The 5506-nt window shown below is 38.9% G+C and carries 10 protein-coding genes; 3 read left to right on the top strand and 7 right to left on the bottom strand.

The genetic code is table 11. The annotated features are described in order from the left end of the window. The first annotated feature begins 196 nt into the window (after nt 1–196). Nucleotides 197–796, top strand: a complete 600-nt coding sequence (locus NZ519_11325; protein MCS7029343.1) for a T9SS type A sorting domain-containing protein — start codon at nt 197–199, stop codon at nt 794–796. Between the two features lie 48 nt (nt 797–844). After that, nucleotides 845–1558, top strand: a complete 714-nt coding sequence (gene pyrH / locus NZ519_11320; protein MCS7029342.1) for a UMP kinase — start codon at nt 845–847, stop codon at nt 1556–1558. Nucleotides 1559–1612: 54 nt separating this feature from the next. Here the strand turns inward: pyrH and rplQ are convergent, their stop codons facing one another. The 7 genes from rplQ to yidD all read right to left on the bottom strand — a co-directional run bounded on the left by rplQ (nt 1613) and on the right by yidD (nt 5200). Further along, nucleotides 1613–2098: a 50S ribosomal protein L17 gene (rplQ, locus tag NZ519_11315; GenBank protein MCS7029341.1), complete on the bottom strand. Its 486-nt coding sequence runs from the start codon at nt 2096–2098 to the stop codon at nt 1613–1615. Between the two features lie 26 nt (nt 2099–2124). Beyond that, complete coding sequence (locus tag NZ519_11310) at nt 2125–3117, bottom strand: DNA-directed RNA polymerase subunit alpha (GenBank protein ID MCS7029340.1); 993 nt, start codon at nt 3115–3117, stop codon at nt 2125–2127. 66 nt (nt 3118–3183) lie between these two features. Further along, the gene (gene rpsD, locus NZ519_11305; GenBank protein MCS7029339.1) at nt 3184–3789 is read right to left on the bottom strand and encodes a 30S ribosomal protein S4; all 606 of its coding nucleotides are present in this window, start codon (nt 3787–3789) and stop codon (nt 3184–3186) included. Between the two features lie 27 nt (nt 3790–3816). Beyond that, nucleotides 3817–4209 (bottom strand): 30S ribosomal protein S11, encoded by a 393-nt coding sequence (gene rpsK, locus NZ519_11300; protein MCS7029338.1) that lies wholly within the window; start codon nt 4207–4209, stop codon nt 3817–3819. Between the two features lie 8 nt (nt 4210–4217). Next, nucleotides 4218–4601: a 30S ribosomal protein S13 gene (gene rpsM / locus NZ519_11295; GenBank protein MCS7029337.1), complete on the bottom strand. Its 384-nt coding sequence runs from the start codon at nt 4599–4601 to the stop codon at nt 4218–4220. A gap of 6 nt (nt 4602–4607) precedes the next feature. Then, nucleotides 4608–4724, bottom strand: coding sequence for a 50S ribosomal protein L36 (rpmJ, locus tag NZ519_11290; GenBank protein MCS7029336.1), 117 nt, complete (start codon nt 4722–4724; stop codon nt 4608–4610). 77 nt (nt 4725–4801) lie between these two features. Continuing rightward, nucleotides 4802–5200 carry a membrane protein insertion efficiency factor YidD gene (yidD, locus tag NZ519_11285; protein ID MCS7029335.1) on the bottom strand — a complete coding sequence of 133 codons (399 nt, stop codon included), beginning with the start codon at nt 5198–5200 and terminating at the stop codon, nt 4802–4804. 46 nt (nt 5201–5246) lie between these two features. Here yidD and NZ519_11280 point away from each other — a divergent pair. Continuing rightward, a partial coding sequence (locus NZ519_11280) for a hypothetical protein (protein MCS7029334.1) occupies nt 5247–5506 on the top strand: 260 nt, incomplete at its 3' end.

Below are 5506 nucleotides of genomic sequence, written 5' to 3'. Positions count from 1 at the left end.
GCGTTAGCGGAGCACCGAAGCGAAGCGTAGTGCGGAATGCCCCGACCCTTGCGTCAGCAAGGGGCACGCCCAAAAAAATAAAAAATAAAAATCAAACTATTTCTTTGAACCTAACGCAAAATCATGCTAAAGCCCAAATTGACCCTCTGTAACTTTACATACAATTTTGGCGTTAATTATCTCGTAACTTTGATGAATGAAGTACCTCTGGCTACTTATACTAAACTGCAAACTGATAGAGCTAGTAATAGGACAAAATGTTGTTTTACAAGGGTTTCCAAAAGAAGATGGGCACTTTTTGGAATGGATAGTTACAGAATGCCGCTACATTGATTATTTTGAAATAGAACGTAAAATAGATGACTCACGCTTTGAAAGTATTTATACTAAGCAGGTCAAGTCCTACGACTGCAACGGAAGTTATACCTATACCTTCAAAGAAGTTCCAAAGGGTTACAAGTACGAATATCGTATTAAAGCTTACTTAGAAACTCTTTTACCTGTGTATTCAAACACTATACTTATCTTTTACCAACCTCAATTACCTGAACTTATTAGCATTGATTGGCTAACGGACACATTTTTATTCTCAATAATAGTACCGCAAACAAACCAAATAACCGTACAAATATTAGACATTTTAGGGCGAATAGTTTTTCAAAGTCAAGTAGAAGTGAATGTGGGTAAACATACTATCCAGTTTGCTTTGGACAAAATAGCTTCGGGATTGTACATTGTACGTTTGACAGATAAAAAAAATAGATTGCTACACTACGGGAAATACGTGAAATGGTGATAATGAGATAAGCATGTAGTTGTACCATAAATTTTTATTTTTGCTGTCATGAAGCTAAAGTATAAGCGTATTCTACTAAAGTTAAGCGGTGAAGCTTTAATGGGCAATCGGGAATATGGGATTGACGCAAAAAAATTAGATGAGTACGCTCGTGAGATTAAAAAGGTTTTTGATATAGGTTGTCAGATAGCCATTGTTATAGGTGGAGGTAACATTTTTAGGGGAACAGATGCACAAGCTATGGGCATAGAGCGTGCACACGGAGATTACATGGGTATGTTGGCTACGGTTATCAATGGTATGGCTATTCAAGGGGCTTTGGAGAAACTAGGTATCACTACAAGGTTACTTTCTGCTATTAAAATGGAGCAAATTTGTGAGCCTTTTATTCGCCGCAGGGCTATACGCCATTTAGAAAAAGACCGAATTGTTATTTTTGGGGCAGGTACAGGTAATCCATTTTTTACCACAGATACAGCAGCTTCTTTACGCGCTATTGAAATTGACGCCGACGTGGTTTTGAAAGGAACGCGTGTAAATGGAATTTATTCAGCGGATCCAGAAAAAGATGCAAATGCTATTTTTTATCCCAATTTGAACTACGATGAAGTATTAGCTAACCGATTGAACGTAATGGATATGACCGCTTTTACTTTGTGCCAAGAAAATAAATTGCCCATTATTGTTTTTAACATGAACGAACCTGATAATTTGCTCCGCATTGTACAGGGTGAAGCAGTAGGAACTTTAGTACAGGATTAAAAAAACAAGCATAGCTTTTTAGGCTATGCTTTGTTTTGTTGAAAATCGTAGGACTTATTGTGCCGCAGTTTGTGTATTTCCACTACTTGCGCTTGCTGCAGTAGCTTTTTTCTTCTTGCGGCGAGTTTTCTTAGTGCGGGGTTTTTCAGCTTTTGCTTCTTTGAGTTTGTTATCTACAAGGTCATTAAAATCTACAAATTCAATCATAGCCATGTCGGCTTTATCGCCTGCACGGAAGCCCATTTTCAAGATACGAAGGTAGCCTCCAGGTCTGTTTAGGACTTTAGGACCTATGGTACTAAAAAGCTCCTTGACACTTTTTTTGTTTTGTAAGTAACTAAATACCATTCTGCGGGAATGGGTAGTGTCTGTCTTAGCTTTTGTTACAAGGGGCTCTAAATAGCGGCGCAGCTCTTTGGCTTTTGCTACAGTTGTGATAATTCTCTTATTCAAAATTAAAGAGGAAGCCATATTGCTAAGCATCGCGCTGCGATGTGCTCGCGTGCGCCCCAAAGGATTTAGTTTATGACCATGTCGCATACTACTTTTGTTTTTTGGTTATTTGGTTAATCTTCGTCTAATCTATATTTGGAAACATCCATACCAAAGCTCAAACCTTTCTCGGCAATCAATTCTTCTATCTCATGAAGAGACTTTTTACCGAAATTGCGGAACTTGAGCATATCATTGATATTGTACTGGACTAAATCTCCCAAAGTTTTGATGTCTGCGGCTTTCAAGCAATTGTATGCACGAACTGATAGATCCAAGTCTGCAAGACTGGTTTTGAGCAGTTTGCGCATCTGATGATAGTTTTCGTCCACTTCTTCTTTGACTTCGGGTTTTTCTGTGTAGAGTTGGATATTTTGGTCTGAAAAGAGCATAAAGTGGCGAATAAGAATGTTAGCTGCTTGTTTTAAACTTTCTTCAGGACTGATAGAACCGTCAGTTTTAATTTCTAAGATGAGTTTTTCATAGTCTGTTTTTTGTCCGACGCGGGTATTTTCTACTTCGTACTTGACATTTTTGATAGGAGTGTGAATAGAGTCAATAGGAATAACACCGATTACCTGTTCACCTTTTCGGTTTTCTTCGGCAGGTACGTAGCCTCTACCTTTTTCTGCGGTAAGTTCTATTTCAAAGGCGGCTACTTCGGGGTCCATTTCGCAGATGAGTTGATCGGGGTTAAGCACCTCAAAAGCAGAGGAAACTTTGGCTATGTCTTTGCCTGTGAAGGTAGATTGATTCTTAATTTTAACAACAATTTTTTCGTTAGTGTGCGTAATAGGTTTTAAGCGTATAGCTTTGAGATTGAGAATCATTTCTGTTACATCTTGTACGACTCCAGGTATAGTACTAAACTCATGCTCTACCCCTGAAATACGTACAGAAGTAAAAGCATATCCCTCCAAAGAAGAAAGTAGTACTCTTCGCAATGCATTGCCTATCGTAATACCATATCCTTTTTCAAGTGGCTCAAAGGTAAAGCGACCTTCAAAGTCGTTTACCTTTTCCATCACCACATTTTGAGGAATTTGAAAATTATCGAATATTCCCATATTTTCTCAATTGGAATAGAGTGCAAATATGCCAAAATTTTTTAAGTTTATCAAATTTAAGCAGGATTACTTTGAGTATAGCTCTACAATCAGCTGCTCATTTATTTTTTCAGGAATATCTGCGCGCTCGGGATAAGTAAGAAATATCCCTTTATAGTTTGCTTTGTCTACGTCTAACCAGGGGAATCGCTTGTTACCTGACTGCTTGATAGAAGTGTTGACTACTTCTAAAGCCTTACTTTTTTCTCTAATCTCCACTACATCGCCAGGCTTCAAAGTGTAAGAGGGGATATTAACTACTTCACCATTTACACACACGTGTTTGTGTGTAACTAGTTGCCGAGCTGCGCGACGTGTGGGCGCAAAACCCATGCGAAAGACAGTGTTATCTAACCTTGCTTCAAGAAGTTTTAGTAAGTTCTCACCTTTTATACCTTTTTTGCGTGAAGCTCTTTTGTACAAGTTACGAAACTGTCTTTCTAACAAACCGTAAGTATATTTTGCTTTTTGCTTTTCTGCTAATTGTGCAGCGTATTCAGAAGGTTTTGTTTTTCTTGTACGACCGTGCTGTCCAGGCGGATAGTTTTTTCTTTCTAAGCTCTTGTCTGGACCAAAAATTGGTTCCCTGAATCGCCTTGCTATCTTTGAGGTAGGTCCTATGTATCTTGCCATACTTCAAGTAAAAATTGAGAATTTATTTTATACTCTACGTTTTTTAGGAGGTCTACAACCATTATGCGGAATAGGTGTAACATCGTAAATTGTAACAATTTCTACTCCTGCGCTTTGTACTGCGCGAATAGCAGCTTCTCTTCCTGCCCCAGGTCCTTTGATGTAAACATCTGCCTTGCGTAATCCTAAATCGTATGCCTCTTTTACACAAGCCGTTGTAGCTACCTGGGCTGCATAGGGAGTATTCTTTTTTGAACCCCTGAAATTCATCTTACCCGCAGAGGACCAAGTAATCACATCGCCGTTCATGTTAGTAACAGAAATAATAATATTGTTGAACGAAGCTTGAATATGTACTTGTCCTTCTGCTTCTACTTTGACAACTCTTTTCTTTCCTTTCTCTTTCGCCGATTTGCTCATAAGTTAGATTATTTTTTAGCTGTAGCTTTTTTCTTTCCTGGAACTGTTTTTCTTTTACCTTTTCTGGTTCTAGCATTCGTACGTGTGCGCTGACCGCGTACAGGCAAGCCCTTGCGGTGCCTAATCCCGCGATAGCAACCAATATCCATCAAACGTTTAATGTTTAGCTGTACTTCCGCTCGTAATTCACCTTCTACTTTTAGGTTGTTAGTGATATACTCGCGGATTTTGGTCTGCTCTTCGTCAGTCCATTCTGAAACTTTTTTGTCAAAATGGATACCTAATTCAGATAAAATTTTTCTTGCGGTAGAACGACCTATGCCATAAATATAGGTCAAAGCAATTTCACCGCGCTTGTTTTTTGGTAAGTCAACTCCTGCTATGCGTGCCATATTCTTTTATCCTTGTCTTTGTTTGTAACGTGGATTTTTCTTGTTTATGACGTATAGTCTTCCTTTTCGCTTTACAATTTTACAATCTTCACTCCGTTTTTTAATTGCAGAACGTACTTTCATACTTACTTTTTATTTTGGACCGCAAATATAGACATTTTTTTACAATCCATATAAAAAATGATTTTTTTGTTTTCTTCTTATTGTACGGGGTCATAAATTTTGCCATTTTTCAGATTTTGGCTTTTAGCTCGTATGTATGTAACATTAAACGGCGTGCAGCGCTGTAATCTATCCCCTGTAAGTAAGACGCCACGAACAAAACCTTTTTTTGCAATACCTTGACGGCAAAATTGAGAGCAGCTGGGTTCGTATGCGCAGGACGCTCCTATTTGGTTTGAAATTATTTTCTGATAAAAATACAGAAAAAACATGCCTGCTGATACAATCGGATTGTAGTGCAATTTTAGCTTGACCTCAGGGTGATTATACACGGATGGTACTTTTTTTTGATGTCCAAGCAATAAACTATCCACAGTAGGTTGTGCTTTTGACAATAGACAGAAGCTCATCAAAACTAAAAATAGCCACACTTTCATATTGCAACAGTCAATATATGTAAAGTTAAATTTTAATTTTTTTGGCGTGCCCTTGCCCACACTTCGCTTGCGCTCGTGTGGGCAAGGTCGGCGTGCTACGGGCTACGCTATCGCTTCGGTGCTGCGCTTCGCTCCGCACTGGGCTAACGCCCACCCTCCGCATGCCTCACGCAAGAGATCTCTGAAACCATCGTTTCTCTGTGTGTTATACAAGATTTTAGCTTGTAAGTACTTGTACTTCAAACTTAAACAAGGTAAAGACATAACTGCACAGGTCATCTGCGTGAGGGGCATGGAGCATGCCGT

Source organism: Bacteroidia bacterium, from assembly GCA_025056095.1.
In the GTDB taxonomy this organism is placed as follows: Bacteria; Bacteroidota; Bacteroidia; order JANWVE01; family JANWVE01; genus JANWVE01.
Note: the sequence above shows the minus strand (reverse complement) of the source record. Positions and strands in the feature narration are given on the sequence as shown.

What these genes read in the sequence shown, in the direction of transcription:
- NZ519_11325 (MCS7029343.1), top strand. Translation starts at nt 197, where the DNA reads ATGAAGTACCTCTGGCTACTTATACTAAACTGCAAACTGATAGAGCTA.
- pyrH (MCS7029342.1), top strand. Translation starts at nt 845, where the DNA reads ATGAAGCTAAAGTATAAGCGTATTCTACTAAAGTTAAGCGGTGAAGCT.
- rplQ (MCS7029341.1), bottom strand. Translation starts at nt 2,098, where the DNA reads ATGCGACATGGTCATAAACTAAATCCTTTGGGGCGCACGCGAGCACAT.
- NZ519_11310 (MCS7029340.1), bottom strand. Translation starts at nt 3,117, where the DNA reads ATGGGAATATTCGATAATTTTCAAATTCCTCAAAATGTGGTGATGGAA.
- rpsD (MCS7029339.1), bottom strand. Translation starts at nt 3,789, where the DNA reads ATGGCAAGATACATAGGACCTACCTCAAAGATAGCAAGGCGATTCAGG.
- rpsK (MCS7029338.1), bottom strand. Translation starts at nt 4,209, where the DNA reads ATGAGCAAATCGGCGAAAGAGAAAGGAAAGAAAAGAGTTGTCAAAGTA.
- rpsM (MCS7029337.1), bottom strand. Translation starts at nt 4,601, where the DNA reads ATGGCACGCATAGCAGGAGTTGACTTACCAAAAAACAAGCGCGGTGAA.
- rpmJ (MCS7029336.1), bottom strand. Translation starts at nt 4,724, where the DNA reads ATGAAAGTACGTTCTGCAATTAAAAAACGGAGTGAAGATTGTAAAATT.
- yidD (MCS7029335.1), bottom strand. Translation starts at nt 5,200, where the DNA reads ATGAAAGTGTGGCTATTTTTAGTTTTGATGAGCTTCTGTCTATTGTCA.